Here is a 16,307-nt window from a genome sequence, read left to right as displayed (position 1 = left end):
TCCCGGCTCGCGCCCGTGAGAGGTCCCCATGCACGCCAACGAGCAGGCCCAGACGCCCCGGAGCAGGACGCCCCGCAAGGGCGCGGCCACGCCAACGGCCGCGGAGGGCGCGATACCCACCGGGCTCCTCGCACTCCAGAGCGCCGCGGGCAACGCCGCGGTGGTGCAGATGCTGCGAGACTCCGGCCACGGGTGGTCCCAGGAGCAGCACGTCCTCACGGACGGTTGCGGAGTGCAGCGGGAGCACGGTCAGGCAGAGGCCCCGGCGGTGCAGCGACGCTCGGCCGTCCACGATGTGCTGCGTGCGCCCGGCCGTCCGCTGGACGACCACACCCGTACCGACATGGAGGCCCGCCTCGGCGCCGACTTCACCGGCGTACGCATCCATGACGGCCCCGAAGCCAAGGCATCGGCCGCCGAAGTCGGGGCGCGTGCCTACACGAGCGGTGACCACGTCGTCATCGGCGACAGCGGTGCCGACAAGCACACGCTGGCCCACGAGTTGACCCACGTCATCCAGCAGCGCCAAGGGCCGGTCACCGGCACCGACCGGGGCGACGGCCTGCGCGTCTCGGATCCCTCGGACACGTTCGAGCGCGCGGCGGAGGCCAACGCCCGGCGGGTGATGGCCGGTTCGCCGCCGGTCCAGCGCGCCACCGTGCCCGCTGCCGGCCCCACGCACCAGGGTTCCCCGGTGATCGCCCGGATGCCGGCCGACTCCCCGGAGTCCGAGACGGCCAAGCCGTGGCTGGTCTTCGGTGTGGACGGACGCAGCAAGGAACAGCTCACCAGCGCCGTCGACGCGGGGTACCGGCGCTTCGACACGGCGGAGAGCTACCGCAACACCGAGATCGTTTCCGAGGTGCTGGCCGGACTGCCGCGCGACAGCTACGAGATCCTGTACAAGTTCGACGTCCGTACGGGCGAGTCGGCCGAAGTGCTGCGCGCCCGCCTCGAACGGGTCGCCGCCCTGTTCCAGGGCCGGTTCGACAGCCTGGTCATCCACAACCTGGACGCCGACAAGCGCGTCCTCGCGCAGGCCTGGCAGGTGCTCACGGAGTTGAAGGGCGACCGGGTCACCGGGCAGGTCGGGCTCGGGAACGTGGGCGAGGCCCACGCGGGTCTGCTCGCCGAGTTCGGTGGCGTCGACGTGGTCGAGAACTCCGTCGAGAGTGTGCTGCTCAGCGAGACCGTACAGAACGCGATCAAGGAGTCGGGCGCGCACCTGTACTACTACGACGTCATCACGACGGCCGACCAGATGGGCCTCGACCTGAGCTCGCCGGACGACCTCAACGGCCTCATCTACACCATGGCCGGCTCGTTCCCGAAGTCCGACGGCACGTCCAACGCCACCATGATCAGCAGCAGCGGCTCGCCCGGCAGACAAGCGGCCAACCTGGGGAACTTCGGCGGCGGCCCCGACCACGACGACTTCACGGGCGACGAGCAGTACGCCGCGATGGAGAAGATCGACACGTGGCGCAAGCAGCAGAGTTCCGGGCAGACGAACGACACCTCGTTCGCCCTCCGCCCCGAGCTCGGAAAGTGGCTGGCAGGCCTCGGTGAAGCGGGCGCCGCCGACGCCGTGCGCACCACTCTCGTGGAGGCGGCAAAGGAGAAGGGCCAGCCGGTGACCCAGTCCTTCATCGAGGAGTGGCTGGTGGAACGGGGCCACGTCACGGCGGAGGATCTCGGCTCGGTACGAGTCCCGTCCCGCGTGGGTCTGAAGCGGCGCTACATCGGTATGCCCCTGAGGAACACGCTGGCCGCGCTGTTCGGGGTGAAGAACTGTGACTGGAAGTGGTCCATCGAATTGGTGCAGTTGATGTTCAGCGACATCGACACGTGGGACTGCGCCCTGCGGTTCGGTGCGGAGGAGATCGTCCAGCAGTGAGTGGTTCGACGCCTCAGGGGTTGGTCCAGGCTCCGGGAGCGTCGGCCAACGCGGCGACGGACGGCGGGAGTTGGGCCGACGCGACATCGGCCAGGGATACGCCGTCCAGGATCTCCCGCACGTTGGAACGCAGTGCGATCCACAGGGGGAGCAGTGATTGGGCGGGCCCGGTGTAGGACAGCTCCGGAGGGCGTACGCCGCGCACGGACACCAGCGGACCGTCCACGACACGTATGACGTCGGCGATGCTGATGGACTCGGCGGGCTTGGCCAGCCGGTAACCGCCGTTGATGCCACGCTGGCTGAGCACGAGACCGCCCCGGCGCATGTCGTTGAGGATGCCTTCGAGGAATTTGTGCGGGATGTTCTGGGCGTCGGCGATGGCCTCGGCCTTCAGCGGCGCGGCATCCGGTGACGCGGCGAGCTGCAATGCGGCGCGCACCGCGTAGTCGGCCCTGGCTGAGATCCTCATGTCCGCAGTATTCCGTACGGTGCCGATCGGCGTGGGCGGCGATCTCGTCGCGCGTGCGTGGCTCCGGATCCTCACGGGCGGACAGGCAGGACGAATGGAGGGTGCGCGCCGTTGAGGAAGTAGTCCCCGACGTCGCGAAGCCGCGGGGCGATGGGCTCGTACAGCGTGTGGGCCCGGGCGTTGCGCCAGAAGCGGTCGAAGCCGAGCCGCGCGGACGCGGAACGGGCGCCGATGACGTCCAGGGCGCGCGTGGTCGACTCCTGCGCCGCCCTGGAAGCGGCGGCTTCGGCCACGGCCACCAGGACGGAGATCTCCGCGTACTCGTCGAAGGTCAGATCCTCGTCGCGTGCCAGCCCGGTGTGCACGGCTGTGAGCGCCTGGTCGGCGAGGGCGGAGGCGGAGCGGGCGAGGACGGTGAGTTCTCCGTAGGTGGTCAGGACCTGCGGGTCCTGGGGAGACCCGATCGGCCAGTCCGGACGCCAGGGGGAGTGGCTCCTGCTGTACTCACGCGCTTCGGCGAGCACCCCCTCGGTCATGCCGAGCAGCAGCTGGGCCGAGAGGAGGCGCCCGATCGGCGACGCGAGAGCGGCCCGGGGCGACAGGACGTCCTCGTCCGTGGACAGGGATCCGAGCACGTCGTGGGCGGCGACGGGCACGGCATCGAACTCCACGTTTCCGCCGGCCGCGAGCCGCTGGCCGAAGGTGTCGGCGTCGCCGTCGATCCCTACGCCGAGACGGGCGGCATCGACGACGACCGCGAAGGGTTCGCCCGTGTCGGCGCGCTCGGCCCGCACGGCGAGACGGTCGGCGACCAGGACCCCGGTGGCGTAGCTCTGCCGGCCGTCGAGCACATAACCACCGGACGTCTTGGTCAGTGTCAACGGCAGCTCCTGGCCACCGAGTCCACCACCCCAGCACCACTGCTGTGCCGCGGTCTGCCGCTCGATCTCGGCGGCCAGGACGGGCGCGGAGAACAGCCGGGCGCTCCACGACAGGAAGTAGTGACAGGCGAGCAGTTGACCGACCGCGCCGTCGGCGGCGGCGATCTCCCGGACGACGGCGCAGGCCGTGGGCCAGTCCGCACCGCCTCCGCCGAGCTCGCGCGGTATGAGGAGCGTCAGCAACTCCGCCTCACGCAGACGGGACACCTCGTCGAAAGGGGCCTTGCCCGCCTGCTCCCTGGCCGCCGCGTCCGTGGCCAGATCGTCGGCGGTCTCGCGGGCCACTCGCGGCCAGTGCGCACCGCTGGGCCCGATCCGGTCGGCATCCGTGACGGGAACGGGAACGTCAACGTGAACGGACGGCGCGGTGGCAACGCCCATGGCGGTGGTCTCCTCAAGATGGTCAGGCAGAGGGGGCGTTGGGACCGCGCGCTGCTCGGGAAGCCGCGTATGTCCCTTGACCCAACCGCCTGTTACGGGCCGACACGTGTGAGCGCAGTGCTCTACGCGTGGCAACAGGCGGCACTGGTGACGTGACCGAAGTCGACGTGCAGTCGGCGAACGAGTCGCTGCTGTGAGGGGGCCATGGGCCCATCCTGCGCACCGGATCGGCGGACCGTCAATGCTTCCCTAGTAATTCGATGGGAAATATAGGGAGGCCGGGAGGGTGACCGGCGGATAAAGAGCCCACACCACCACCAGCCCGGACTCCACCGCCTTCACTCCCACCCCCGACGAGAATCTCACCGGGCACGAACACCGCTTCGCCGACTGGTACTTGGGGAATCGGAACGGGCAGGCGTCAGCCCTGTCGGCGGGGGAGCATGGCCAGGGCCCGGGAGCGCTGGGCGACCGGGCCGGTGTACGTGCCGTCGCGCTCGGCCCAGCGGTGCATGCGGACGTTGTCCACGAGGATTTCGCGCGGGGTGGGTCCTGCGAGAGCGGATGCATCACCTCGGTGGAGAAGTCGTCGAGGGGCAGCGCGTGGGGATTCACCCTTTCCTGCCCCGCTGTGGCGACGGCCGGCATACGGAGTCCGCCCCTACGACCCAAGACCGGCCGGAGGACTCCCCGGACCGCACCCAGAATCGCTGACCGACGAACACATGCCGAGACGCCCAAGGCCACCAGCCGGTGTTCCTGGGCATCTCAGTCGGCGGCGAGGCGCTGGGATCCGGGTCCTCAGGCCAGGTCGCTGCGGTACCAGTTCCAGGAGCCTGTGCGGCTGCTGTCCCACTGCGTCGTCGGGGATCCGAAGTCCGTGCCCGTGCTGGTGAAGGTCCACAGACCGGTGCGGTTGGTTCCTTGGGCATCCTGCCCGTAGTTGTAGAGAACGCCGACGTCGGTGCGGCCATCGCCGTTGAAGTCGCCGGACGTGACCTTGGAGGAGTCGGCGTTCCAACTGCCGGAGCTTTCCCACTTCTTCACCGGTGCGCCGAAGCCGCTGCCGTTGCTGGTGGCGGTCCACAGGGCGGACTTGTTGGTGCCGTCGGTTTGCTGTCCGTTGTTGTAGAGCACGCCGACGTCGCTCTTGCCGTCACCGTTGAAGTCGCCTGCGACGACCTTGGAGCGGTCCCAGTTCCATGATCCGGTGGTGCGGTCGTTGTTGTCCCACTTCAGCTGCGGCGCTGTGAAGCCGTTGCCGGTGCTGGTGAACGTCCACAGTGCCGTCTGGTGTGAACCGTCCGCCTGTTCCCCCACGTTGTAGAGCACGCCGACATCGCTCTTGCCGTCACCGTTGAAGTCCCCGGCGGTGAGCTTCGAACGGTCCCAGTTCCAGCTTTCGGTGCTCTGCCATGCCTTGACGGGGGCCGCGAAGCCGCTGCCGTTGCTGCTGAACGTCCACAAAGAAGTCTGGTTGGTGCCGTTGGTCTGCTGCCCGTTGTTGTAGAGGACGCCGATGTCGGTTCTGCCGTCACCGTTGAAGTCGCCCGTGGTGATCTTGGAGCGGTTCCAGTCCCAGGAGCCGCTGCCGGAAGCGAGGTTGTCCCAGGACTTGACCGGGTCGGCGAAGCCGGCCGTGCCCTTGCTGAGGAGGGTCCACAGGGCGGTCTGGTTGGTGCCGTCGGTCTGCTGTCCGTTGCCGTAGAGGATGGCGATGTCGTCCTTGCCATCGCCGTTGAAGTCACCGGTGGTTTGTGTGGCCGCAGCGCGGTTGGCGGTGAAGAAGGTCGTCTTCGACGAGGGCTGTCCGGTCTGGCCCGCGTCATTGACCGCGCGAACCTCCAGAGTGTGCGGCCCGTCCACGAGCGTTGTGCTGTCGAAGCCAAGGCTGTACGTCGGTCCGGATCCGGTCACCGTGCCCACGTCACCGCCGTCGACCAGGAAGGTGGCGGAAACCGGCGTGCCCACCTGATCAGTCACCGATGCGGAGAATGTGACCGTACCGTCGTGAACGGTACGGGTATCGGGGGCGGTGACGGCGGAGACCGGCGGGACGGGGCTCGGGTACGGGTCGATTCCGTCGTTGGTGAGGCCGGCCTCGCGCGCGCAGGTCCACTGACTCGCACCAGAACCCCGAAGGATCTTCTCCGCTATGAGGATCTGCTGCTGCTTGGTGGCCTGATGGGGGTAGGCAGCATACTTCTGGCCACCGTACGCGTCCCAAGTGGGCTTGCTGATCTGAAGCCCGCCATAGTAGAGGCCGTTGGCAGAGACGATCTTCCAGTCGTCGGTGCTTTCACAGTGGGCCACCCGGTCCCAAGTGCTCACTGATGCGGCCGACGCGGGGCCTGCCGCAATGAGGGACAGGGCGAGGCCGGCGGTGAGGGTGATGAGCGCCGCGGGCTTGCGGGGGAGGGGCATACGAAGTCCTGGTGGCGAGCGGCGGCCCGATGGGGCGGCCGGAAGGAATATGGGGAGTCGGGAGCGCCTGTCGAGCCGCCGCTACTGGCAGCCCTCGTCGTCCTGTGCGGATTCGGGGTAACAGGCGGCTCCCCGTGCGACCTTGCCGAGCCGCTTCGCCGACGGCCCTCGCACCCGTTCGAGGTGCGAGGACCGTCGGCAGCCCTGAAGGGGGTCAGCCCAGGTCGCTGCGGTACCAGTTCCAGCTGCCGGAGGCGCTGTTGTCCCAGGCCTTCACCGGCCCGTAGATGCCGTACGTACCGTCGTTGCGGCCGTTGAAGGTGAACAGCGACGCGTTGTTCTTGCCCTGCTGGTCCTCGCCGTTGTTGTACAGGACGCCGAGGTCGTCCTTGCCGTCGCCGTTGAAGTCACCGGCCACGAGCTTGCTGCGATCGGCGTTCCACGAACCGGACGTGGTGTCGTTGTTGTCCCAGGCTCGCTTGGGTGCGGTGATGCCGTCGGCGCGTCCGTAGCCGATGTGGAAGGCGGAGTGGTTCACGCCGGCGCCGTCCTGGCCGCCGTCATAGAAGATGCCGAGGTCGTCCTTGCCGTCGCCGTTGAAGTCGCCCGCAACGGCCTTGCTGCGCTCCCAGTTCCACGAACCGGTGGTGGTGTCGTTGTTGTCCCAGGCTCGCTCTGGTGCGGTGATGCCGTCGGCGCGTCCGTAGCCGACGTGGAAGGCGGTGTGGTTGACGCCCTTGTCGTCCTGGCCCTCGTTGTAGAGGACGCCGAGGTCGTCCTTGCCGTCGCCGTTGAAGTCGCCTGCGACGGGCTTGCTGCGGTCCCAGTTCCATGAACCGGTGGTGGTGTCGTCGTTGTCCCAGGCCCGCTTGGGTCCGTGGATGCCACCGTCGAAGGCGTAGAAGATGTGGAAGGCGGTGTGGTTGACGCCGCCGACGTCCTGGCCCTCGTTGTAGAGGACGCCGAGGTCGTCCTTGCCGTCGCCGTTGAAGTCGCCCGCAACGGGCTTGCTGCGGTCCCAGTTCCATGAACCGGTGGTGGTGTCGTCGTTGTCCCAGGCCTTGACCGGGGCGCCGAAGCCGTTTCCGGTGCTGGTGAACGTCCACAGCGCGGTGATGTTCTTGCCGGTGGCCGACTCGCCGTTGTTGTAGAGGACGCCCACGTCTGCCTTGCCGTCGCCGTTGAAGTCGCCGACGGTCAGCTTGCTGCGGTCGGCGTTCCAGGAGCCGGTGCTCGCGTTGTCGTTGTCCCAGGCCTTGACCGGGGCGCCGAAGCCGTTTCCGGTGCTGGTGAACGTCCACAGCGCGGTGATGTTCTTGCCCGCCGCGTTCTGGCCGTTGTTGTAGAGGACCGCGATGTCGTCCTTCTTGTCGCCGTTGAAGTCACCGGTCGTCGTGGTCGGCACCGCCTTGTTGGCGACGAAGAACCCCCGGGCGGCCGAGATCGGACCCGCCTGGCTTGCGCCGTTCTTGGCCCGGACGGTGAGGGTGTGAGGGCCGTCGGACAGTTCGGCGGTGTCAAGGGAGACGGCGTAGTTGGCGCTGGAGGCGTCGACAACGCCCGCGGATTCACCGTCGATGAAGAACTCCGCACCGGTGGGGGTTCCGACGCTCTCGGCGACCGACGCGGTCAGCGGGATCTCGCCGGTCACGATCGCGGTGCTGGCCGGGCCGGTGATGGATGCGACGGCGGGAGTCGCGTTCGGCTGGTTGCCGCCCGGGTCCGAGGTGACGGAGCCGTCGACGATCTTGTCGTAGCGGTACGCCTGGTACCCGCTCGTCGGGTGCCCCGACAGCATCCTGGCGTTGAAGTCGCCGACGTAGCGCTGGGTGGGCACGCTGCGGCCACTCTCGGAGTAGAAGTAGAACGTGCCGGCCGACTGGTCCTTCCATCCGGCGAAAAGGATCACGTGGGTGTCGGTGTTGTTGAGAGCGTCGCCGGGCTTCAGGTCCGAGCGGCTGATCTGCGTCGAAACGTCGCGCAGTGACCAGGTGTTACGACTGTCGGGCAGCTGCCAGGCCATCGATATCAGTCCCGAGCAGTCCTGTCGGTAGCGACCGCCCGTCGCGGCGTCCGAGTACCAACTGTACGGAGAGTTGAGGCCGTTTCTGCTGTAGGGAACCGCGTTGACCGCCCAGTCCCTCGCGCGGTCCACCACCTGCTGACGGGTCACCTGGCCCCCTGCGGCCGCGCCCTTGCCCAAGGTGCCGGTCGAGGTCACCGACTGCCAGCTGGACTGGACGGAGTCAGCGTGAGCGGTTCCGGTCACGAGACTGACCGAAGCGATCGCCGTGACCAGCAACAGAGAGGCTGTACGGGTCGTCGTCTTGTGCGTAGGCATGGTTGTTCCCCATTGCGTTGTCGTTGAGAGGAGTTCGTGGGCGTGTGAGGGCGGCACTGCCAGAGAGAAGGCAGCGGCCAAGCACACGGCGGAGGGTCCGTCGACAGCTGTCCTGCAGGAACAGCGGTCACCTGAGCCGACCTGCCACCAGGTCTTGCGTGCGGTGGCAAGACCAACTCTGCTCGGCGCTCCGCCGCTGCGGAAGGCATGATCACTGACCGAAAGAGGCCTGGGCCACAAGCGTCCACGCACCTCGCCGGCATGGGCTCGGGTGCGGTCGGAAGAAGGGCGGGGCACGCGCAGACCAGGCTGGAAACGCGGACCGTGCGACCCCACGCCGCCCACACCCGGATTCGCTTCCTGGGCGCAGCCGCCGTACCTCCGGGCCTAATTGCACATGCCTCCCGGCCATGGGGAAAGGCCGGGAGGCATGCCCTTGATCAGCGGTCTGTCGGCGCGTCCGAGAGCACTACAGCGATGGCTGGCGGGCACTGCGGCCATGCCTGCAAACCCGCCTGGGCCAGGATCAGTTGGGGCCGCGCCGGGCGACACCGCACAGGTCGTGACCGCCACGGGAACGACCGAGCAGGACACCCTGCACTACGACACCGACGTCTACAGCCCCCTGGTCGAGGCGGACATGCCGTCCGGAACCAGGGGGCGGCCGGTCACGAAGATGTGGTCTGGGGCGCTCCGGAGAGTGGCTGTTGTACGCACGCGCACGGCGTTTGCCCGGGGACCGTGGGGATGCGCATGCGGCGCAGAAGGTCGCGTGTGATCCGGGAGTTCGGTGTGCTGGCCCAGGTGATGCCGGGGTGACAGGAGCGGAGATGTGAAAGTGCTCGGGTGCCGAGGCCCGCGCTGCGGAATCGCTCGTCGATGGTGACGGCGGTGATGATCCCCTCGGTGCAGCGGTCGCAGTACTGATAGTGAATCTGCCCGACGACCTGGCGTATGTGGACGAGGAGCAGACACTCCTCGCCGGGGCCCGAAGCGCCTGGGATGTGCGTGGACAGGAAGTCGATCGCCCGGTACGCGAGGATCCTTCGTCGCAGCCGACCGGTGAACCTGAATCGGCCCGGTCCTGAATGTTTGACGCCGGCTCGTCCGTCCGAGGAGGAGCCGGTCGCGGGGATCAGGCCGAAGAGCGAGTTGGCGGGACGCGCATGGTGTCCGTGCATGAGGGTCGTGTGCCCACCCTCACGAGGCTCATCCCTTCGCGCGGCCAAGCGCATGACGGCCGGGAGCCACTGCGGTGAAGGGCGGTACGGCGATCCAACTGGTACCCCGCCCGGCGGACGGTACGCCGGGCAGCCTGATGTGGCTTCGAGGCGGGTCGGGAGATGATCAGCCGGTGTGCCTGGGGGATTGCCTTCCCGCTGGCAGCGGGCCGTAACGATGTGATCGGCCGCGCGGGACAGAGGCCCTCTTGCCTGGCCGCGATAAGGGCTTGCAGACTGCGGAGCAGGGTGGGGGAGTGGGGGAGTCATGGCGGCACAGCGACGGCTTCTGCGTATGAGGAAGCGGACGCGCAGGCAAGTCCAGGGGTGGAGCTCCATCCTTGGGGCGATCGCGGTGGTGTGGCTGGCCGCGCACTGGTCGACGGTCTGGCCGGTCCTGGTGACGGTGTTGGCGGTGGCCGTGGTGGGCGCAGCCGGATGGGTGGTGTGGCGGGCGCACCGCACAGCGGTCGCACGGGACCGCGAATGGCGGGCTCAGGAGGAGGCGAGGGCCCGGGAGTTGTCGATGGCGCAGGTCGACGCGCTGTCGTGGCAGGAGTTCGAGGCGTACGTCGCCGAACTGTGCCGCCGGGACGGCTGCACGAAGGTCGTCGTCAGCGGCCGCAGCGGCGACCTGGGCGCCGATGTCGTCGGCCACCTGGCGGATGGCCGCAAACTCGTCGTCCAGTGCAAGAAGTACGCGCCGCACCGCAGCGTGCCGTCGCAGGACATGCAGAAGTTCGTCGGCACCGCACGCCTCGAACACGGCGCGGATGTCGCCCTGTTCGTCACCACCTGCCGCACCTTCACCAAGGACGCCATGGGCCTGGCCCTGCGGCAGAACATCGTGGCCGTCCACCGCGACCTGCTCGGCGCCTGGGTCAAGGGCGCCCACCTGGAAACCCTGATCCCCCTGAACGGCAGTGGCACCGGCAGTGGCAGTGGCGGCAGACCCAGGAGGCGACCTTCCGCCTGATGCCCCGCGCCCCGGCCCTCGCGGAGAAAGAGATCCCGTCGCCGCCCTGAGTGCATCGGTCCAAGGCGGCCCGTGAGATGACGGGGGGCGGTTTTCAGCCGATGTGTTGGTCTCGCTTGCCGCGATGCCCACCGGAACAGCGACCGCGTATCGCTGCGGATCGTCCGATACACCCTTCTTGGCCGGCGATGAGAGCGGCAAGGGGAGGGGCCGATTCCTGCGGGGATGCGCCTCAACTTCCGGGGAAGGGGCGGCAGTTCTGTGTGAGTCCTGTGCGAATGTGTGTGCCCCTGGTGACCGTTGGGGTTGCCAGGTGTGACTTCCTACACGGGGGGAAGACAGTGCATTCGCGTACCTTCGGCATGCCGTTTCGGCGTGCGCGTCTCACAGCCAGACATTCTCTGATCGCCTCTGTCGTGGTGCTGGGTCTGGGCGCGTCCGCCCTGCCGGCGCTGGCGGCCGCCCCCGCCCCGGGGCAGGGTTCGGTGTGGGGGCAGAACAAGGGCCGCGCCACCATGCCGGCCGTGCAGGTGGGGAAGAACAAGCCACCGCAGAACCGGCGCAAGGCGGCGACAAGTCCCGAACAGCGGCAGTGGGAAGCCGGGCAGAAGTCCCGCCTCGCGGGCCAGAAGGCCACCGGGGCTCTGGCACCTTCGGTGAAGGTGTACGTGCCCGAGGGGCAGGGCGCTGTGCCGTGGCACCAGATCTTCGACTTCCGCATCACCGACTCACTGGTGGGGCGGATCGACTACTCCACCGGCAACCTGATGCTGGCCGCCACCGACTTCGACATCGCCGGCGTCGGTGACTCGTTGCAGCTGACCCGGACCTACAACTCCTTCGACGCTCCCTTCGGCCAGATCTCAGGCCCTTGGTGGACCGGGTACGAGCGCCGCTTGGACACCGGGTTCACCAGCGAAGTCATCTGGTACGACTCGTCCGGGGCGACCGTCAGCTTCACGAAGAACGCCGACGGCACGCTCGCGACGCCTGACGGGTACGACAAGGACCTCAAGAAGAACAGTGACGGCACCTACACCCTCACCGACCGCAAGTCCGGCTCCAAGGACACCTACGACGCGTCCGGGGATCTCACCAAGGTGACCGACCGCAACAACGGCACCATCTCCGTCGCCGCCAACAAGGACACTGACGGCTATGTCGCCGGCTTCAAGCTGACGGAGGACCGGTCGGGCCGCACCATCAACCTCGTCAAGACGAGCGCCACGCTCTGGACCGCCACGGACAACAGCGGCCGGAGCGTCAAGTACGACACCGACTCGACAACCGGCCGCCTCCTGCGGTCCTGGGACACCAGCGGCAACGCCACGTCCTACGGCTACGACGAGGACGGACGGCTGATCAAGGTGACGACGCCCGAGTCCAGGGCGACGGTGTTCACCTACGACTCGGCAAGCCGCGTCACCTCGATGCGGCGCTTCATCGAACTCGGCGGGTCGGGCGGCGACGCCCCCACCTACACCTATTCCTACGACACGTCGAGCCGCTTCAGCGCGGGCACGACCACCGTGACCGATCCCCTCACGTACGCGACCACGTTCGAGCACAACGGGGACGGGGAGGTCACCAAGGTCACCGACGCGCTCACCCACGAGCGGTCCAAGTCCTACAAGGCCCACCTCACACAGACGGCGACGGACGCGATGGGGGTGGGCGGCGGCAACGGCAATGTGACCACCTACGGCTGGGACACCCGCGGCAACCCGACCTCCGCCAAACTGCCGACAGGGGCGACCTCGACGGTGGCGGGCTGGTCGACGAAGGCGGGCCGGGACGTGCCCGCATCGGCCACCTCGGCCGACGGCGACAAGACGGACTACGGGTACGACACGGTGGGCAACACGATCTCCGTGGCGCAGAGCGGCACCGGGGGCGGCTCCGCGACCATCGACTACAACCCGGCGACCCCGACCTGCGGCGGTTTCCAGGGCCAGCGCTGCAAGGCCACCACGAAGCTGAGCGGCACCCAGAACTCGGTGACGTCGTTCCACTACGACACCCGGGGCAACCTGGACTCGGTGACCCCGCCCACCCAGATCGGCAAGGTGACGTACCACTACGACGCGCTGGGTCGCGTCACCGACTCCAAGGACGGCCGCGGCGTCACCACCCTCTACACCTATGACGACCGGGACCGGGTCATCAAGGTCGACACCGGCAGCTACGACACCGTCCGGTACACCTACGACGGCGACGGCAACCTGACGACGCGCACCGACCGCACCGGCACCCAGACCTACCAGTTCGATGCGCTGTCCCGCGAGACGATCCGCACCCTCCAGGACGGCTCGCAGACCGTCCTCGCCTACACGGCCAACGGCAACGTCGACACCTACACCGATCCCTCGGGCGTCCTGGACTACACCTGGGACAAGGCCAACCGCCTGGTCGAGCTGAAGGACCAGGCCGGGCGCAAGACGACGTACGGCTACAACAACAACGACACCCGCACCAGCACCACGTACCCCGGCAACACCGTGCAGAGCGTGGACGTGGACAACTCGAACCGTCCCGTCACCATCAAGACGACCTCGCCCAAGGGCACGCTCACGCATCTGACCTACACCTACGGTTACGGGACCGGGGGCGCGACCGACGGCTCGAAGATCCGCACCGCCACCGACGTCCTGGCCGGACTCAAGACGTCGTACACCTATGACGTGGCGGGTCGCTTCTCCTACGCCAAGGAGGAGAAGGGGACCACCCTCAACTCCTCCTGGCAGTACTGCTACGACCTCGCCGGCAACCTCACCTCCCAGGGCACCGACCCCGGCTGCCCGCGCGGCACCACGTACACGGTGAACGGCGCACAGCAGATCACCGGCAAGAACGGCTCCACCACCAACTGGTCGTACGACAAGGCCGGCAACGAAACCGCCGGGGCCTCCACCCCGGAAGGCACCCGTACCGCGGAGAAGTGGTCCGACTACTCCCAGCTGAAGTCCCTTGCCGTGGGCGGCACCACCTATGACGGCCAGTACGCCTCGACCGACCAGTCGGAGCGCACCAAGCTGGGCCAAACCACCTTCCACAACGGCCCGTTGGGCCTGTCGGCGGAGACCACCGGCGGCGTCGACACCGGATTCAACCGGGAGCCCGGGGGCACCCTGAACTCCATGACGACCGGGGGCAAGGCCTACTACTACCTGACCGACGCGCTCGGCTCGGTGATCGGCCTCGCCGACCAGTCCGGGGCGAAGATCAACACGTACACGTACAGCCCGCGAGGCGTGTCCCGCACCACCACCGAGACCGTCCCGCAGCCCTACCGCTTCGCCGGCGGCCACCAGGACCCGACCGGGCTCTACCACCTGGGCGCCCGCTACTACGACCCCAACATCGGCCGCTTCACCCAGCCCGACCCCTCCGGCCAGGAGAAGAACCCCTACCTGTACGCCGAGGGCGACCCCGTCAACCGCATCGACCCGCGCGGCCTCTACAGCCTCACCGATCTGCCCGGAGACGTGAAGGACGTCACCGACGCGGTCTCCAGTGGCCTCGAGGGCGACACCGACGCGCTGTGGGGACAGGCGGCAGGCATAGCGACGGGCATCGCCATCGAAAGCGGCTGCCAGTTCGCGGCAGGCTTCGCCGGACTGCCCACCGGTGGAACGGGTGCGGTGGCACTCGAAGTCGGCTGCGCCTATGCCAGCACGGCCGCGGGTGACTACGTCTCAGGAAAGGTTGAGGACTCCCTGAAGTAGCCCACGGATTCAGTGAGTTCAGCCGGCCCTGCCAGCAGCGTTGCTGGTTCGGCCGGTCCTCCCGAGGGGCGGAGAACACACTTCTCCGCCCCTCGGCAGAAGCGTAATCATGGACGACGTACGACGAAGGGAAGCGTGATGGCGAGAATGTTTGAACATGCCTACGGATCAAGAAACGCCGTCAGGCGGAACGCCGTCATCGTGATCGTCATGTCCGCGCTGCTCTACGCGCTCGCGGTCGTTCTGGGATTCAAGGGCGGCTGGGGCGCAGCGTGGCCCGTACTCATGGTGGCCGTTGGCGTCGACGCCTTCTGCCTCGCGGTGTGGGCCGCGTTTCGCTCCAAGAACCGTTAGGCGGTCATTCCGCCCCTCACCGGAAGTGGAAGTGAGTCAGTGATGATCCTTGCGCGTACCTCGGTAACGCCCGGTGGAACACTGGGAATTGTTCTTTTCGCCCTGGCGGTTGTCTGCATTGTCGTTCCGCTCGTCATCGCGTGGCGCAAGAAGCGGTAGGCGCCCAGTGAAGCGTTGGGCGCCAAATGATGCGGTAGGCCCCCCAACACTTACGTCCGCGTACGTCAGCCGCCTGCCTGAGGCAGCCGTGGCAGACGGTCCGTCTCGGCGGCCGGTTGATGTGGCGTCGCGGTGGGTGCATGGGCGATGTGGCGAGAAGCCTGTGCGGCACGGAGGTCAGGATCCGTGCCGCACAGGCAGTCAGGGACCGCTGTGTGCCGGCTCGCTCTCGTGGGTGCGGTCGGATGAGGTGCGCAGGATTCCGGCCGCCGCGGCGACAGTTGCACACAGCAGGATCAGCGGGACGAAGGCGTAGTTCAGGGCGACGAGGTGGGTCAGCCAGCCGATGACGGCGGGGCCGGCCAGCATGCCGACGTATCCGAGACCGGCCACGCGCGAGACGTTGGCCCCGGCGGCCTCGGGGTCGGCATGTCCGGCGGCGCTGAACAGTTGCGGGACGCAACCGGACAGGCCCAGGCCGAACAGTGCCCACCCCGCGAACGCTGCCCACATCCACGGCGTCAGTGCCACGGTCGTGATGCCGACGGCGGCGGTTGCGGCGCCGTAGCGCAGGATCGCCGCGGAACCGAAACGCGCGACGAGACGGTCGGCGAGAAGTCGGCCGGTGGTCATGGCCGCGGTGAAGGTGCCGTACGCCAGGGCCGCTGTGCCGGCCGGTGCGCCGAGGACGTCCTTCAGGTGCAGGGCACTCCAGTCGTTGGCCGCGCCCTCGCACAGCATGACCATCAGAGCCAGCACGGCGAGGACCCAGACACGCCCGGTGGCGCTGCGGCGCCCGAGAGGGGTGGACGCTTCGCCCTGCTCGTCCTCGTCCTCCGAGGAGCGAGTGGAGGCGGGGGCGGTGGGCAGCAGCGCGCGTCCCGAGGCCAGGGCGATCACGATGCTCGCCCCTCCGATGGCGCCCATGCTCGTCACCGGGTCCAGGCCGGCGCTCGCGGTCCATGCTCCGAGCAGCGAGGCCAGCACGCCACCGACGGAGAAGGTGGCATGGAAGCCCGACATGACAGGCCGGCCGTACGCCCTCTCCACGTGAACGGCGTGGGCGTTCATGCTCACGTCCAGGCAACCGTTGCAGAAGCCGAAGACGAGCAGTGCTCCGGCCAGCGTCCACGGATCGCGGGCGAGGCCGGGCAGGACCAGCGCCGCGCCGCACAGCACACCGGCGACGGGCATCACGACGCGTGCGCCGAGACGGTCGGTCAACGGCCCGGCCGCCTGCATACCGGCGAAGGCCCCGGCGCCCAGCAGCACCAGCAGGCCGCCCAGTGTCGCGTGGCTGATGCCCACGCGTTCCTCGACGGCCGGGATGTGCACCACCCACGCGCCCATCAAGGTGCCGCACAGGACGAAGTAGACATAGGTCGCCGCGCGGGCGGCTCGAACCGAACGTTCCATG

At 68.3% G+C, this 16,307-nt stretch carries 10 protein-coding genes and 1 pseudogene; 4 read left to right on the top strand and 7 right to left on the bottom strand.

The annotated features are described in order from the left end of the window. Positions 1-28: 28 nt before the first annotated feature. Positions 29-1,897, top strand: coding sequence for an aldo/keto reductase (locus tag N4G70_RS12695; protein ID WP_261712689.1), 1,869 nt, complete (start codon positions 29-31; stop codon positions 1,895-1,897). Between the two features lie 13 nt (positions 1,898-1,910). Here the strand turns inward: N4G70_RS12695 and N4G70_RS12690 are convergent, their stop codons facing one another. The 6 genes and pseudogenes from N4G70_RS12690 to N4G70_RS12665 form a co-directional block, all read right to left on the bottom strand. Further along, a complete protein-coding gene (locus N4G70_RS12690) occupies positions 1,911-2,369 on the bottom strand; it encodes an Rrf2 family transcriptional regulator (protein ID WP_261712688.1) in 459 nt (152 codons plus the stop codon). A gap of 71 nt (positions 2,370-2,440) precedes the next feature. Further along, positions 2,441-3,691 (bottom strand): acyl-CoA dehydrogenase family protein, encoded by a 1,251-nt coding sequence (locus N4G70_RS12685; protein ID WP_261712687.1) that lies wholly within the window; start codon positions 3,689-3,691, stop codon positions 2,441-2,443. Positions 3,692-4,112: 421 nt separating this feature from the next. Further along, positions 4,113-4,336: pseudogene (locus N4G70_RS12680) on the bottom strand (oxidoreductase); the annotation flags it as partial. A 156-nt stretch (positions 4,337-4,492) separates the two neighbouring features. Continuing rightward, positions 4,493-6,115 (bottom strand): transglycosylase family protein, encoded by a 1,623-nt coding sequence (locus N4G70_RS12675; protein ID WP_261712686.1) that lies wholly within the window; start codon positions 6,113-6,115, stop codon positions 4,493-4,495. Positions 6,116-6,329: 214 nt separating this feature from the next. Beyond that, a complete protein-coding gene (locus tag N4G70_RS12670; RefSeq protein WP_261712685.1) occupies positions 6,330-8,456 on the bottom strand; it encodes an FG-GAP-like repeat-containing protein in 2,127 nt (708 codons plus the stop codon). A 668-nt stretch (positions 8,457-9,124) separates the two neighbouring features. After that, positions 9,125-9,637, bottom strand: coding sequence for a hypothetical protein (locus tag N4G70_RS12665; RefSeq protein WP_261712684.1), 513 nt, complete (start codon positions 9,635-9,637; stop codon positions 9,125-9,127). Positions 9,638-9,944: 307 nt separating this feature from the next. Here N4G70_RS12665 and N4G70_RS12660 point away from each other — a divergent pair, with 307 nt between their 5' ends. From N4G70_RS12660 to N4G70_RS12650, 3 genes are all read left to right on the top strand, one after another. Then, on the top strand, positions 9,945-10,652 hold the full coding sequence (locus N4G70_RS12660; RefSeq protein WP_261712683.1) for a restriction endonuclease: 708 nt from the start codon (positions 9,945-9,947) through the stop codon (positions 10,650-10,652). A 515-nt stretch (positions 10,653-11,167) separates the two neighbouring features. Continuing rightward, positions 11,168-14,377 carry an RHS repeat-associated core domain-containing protein gene (locus N4G70_RS12655; protein WP_261712921.1) on the top strand — a complete coding sequence of 1,070 codons (3,210 nt, stop codon included), beginning with the start codon at positions 11,168-11,170 and terminating at the stop codon, positions 14,375-14,377. A 138-nt stretch (positions 14,378-14,515) separates the two neighbouring features. After that, on the top strand, positions 14,516-14,731 hold the full coding sequence (locus N4G70_RS12650; protein ID WP_261712682.1) for a hypothetical protein: 216 nt from the start codon (positions 14,516-14,518) through the stop codon (positions 14,729-14,731). Between the two features lie 360 nt (positions 14,732-15,091). Here N4G70_RS12650 and N4G70_RS12645 read toward each other — a convergent pair whose 3' ends face one another. Further along, on the bottom strand, positions 15,092-16,306 hold the full coding sequence (locus tag N4G70_RS12645) for an MFS transporter (RefSeq protein ID WP_261712681.1): 1,215 nt from the start codon (positions 16,304-16,306) through the stop codon (positions 15,092-15,094). Position 16,307: the final 1 nt, after the last annotated feature.

Origin of the sequence: Streptomyces sp. ASQP_92 (assembly GCF_025399895.1) — a bacterium.
Taxonomy (GTDB): domain Bacteria; phylum Actinomycetota; class Actinomycetes; order Streptomycetales; family Streptomycetaceae; genus Streptomyces.
The sequence above is the reverse complement of the archived record's forward strand: the minus strand, read 5'-3'. Positions and strand labels throughout refer to the sequence as shown.

What these genes read in the sequence shown, in the direction of transcription:
- N4G70_RS12645 (WP_261712681.1), bottom strand. Translation starts at nt 16,306, where the DNA reads ATGGAACGTTCGGTTCGAGCCGCCCGCGCGGCGACCTATGTCTACTTC.
- N4G70_RS12685 (WP_261712687.1), bottom strand. Translation starts at nt 3,691, where the DNA reads ATGGGCGTTGCCACCGCGCCGTCCGTTCACGTTGACGTTCCCGTTCCC.
- N4G70_RS12650 (WP_261712682.1), top strand. Translation starts at nt 14,516, where the DNA reads ATGGCGAGAATGTTTGAACATGCCTACGGATCAAGAAACGCCGTCAGG.
- N4G70_RS12665 (WP_261712684.1), bottom strand. Translation starts at nt 9,637, where the DNA reads ATGCACGGACACCATGCGCGTCCCGCCAACTCGCTCTTCGGCCTGATC.
- N4G70_RS12690 (WP_261712688.1), bottom strand. Translation starts at nt 2,369, where the DNA reads ATGAGGATCTCAGCCAGGGCCGACTACGCGGTGCGCGCCGCATTGCAG.
- N4G70_RS12670 (WP_261712685.1), bottom strand. Translation starts at nt 8,456, where the DNA reads ATGCCTACGCACAAGACGACGACCCGTACAGCCTCTCTGTTGCTGGTC.
- N4G70_RS12695 (WP_261712689.1), top strand. Translation starts at nt 29, where the DNA reads ATGCACGCCAACGAGCAGGCCCAGACGCCCCGGAGCAGGACGCCCCGC.
- N4G70_RS12655 (WP_261712921.1), top strand. Translation starts at nt 11,168, where the DNA reads ATGCCGGCCGTGCAGGTGGGGAAGAACAAGCCACCGCAGAACCGGCGC.
- N4G70_RS12660 (WP_261712683.1), top strand. Translation starts at nt 9,945, where the DNA reads ATGGCGGCACAGCGACGGCTTCTGCGTATGAGGAAGCGGACGCGCAGG.
- N4G70_RS12675 (WP_261712686.1), bottom strand. Translation starts at nt 6,115, where the DNA reads ATGCCCCTCCCCCGCAAGCCCGCGGCGCTCATCACCCTCACCGCCGGC.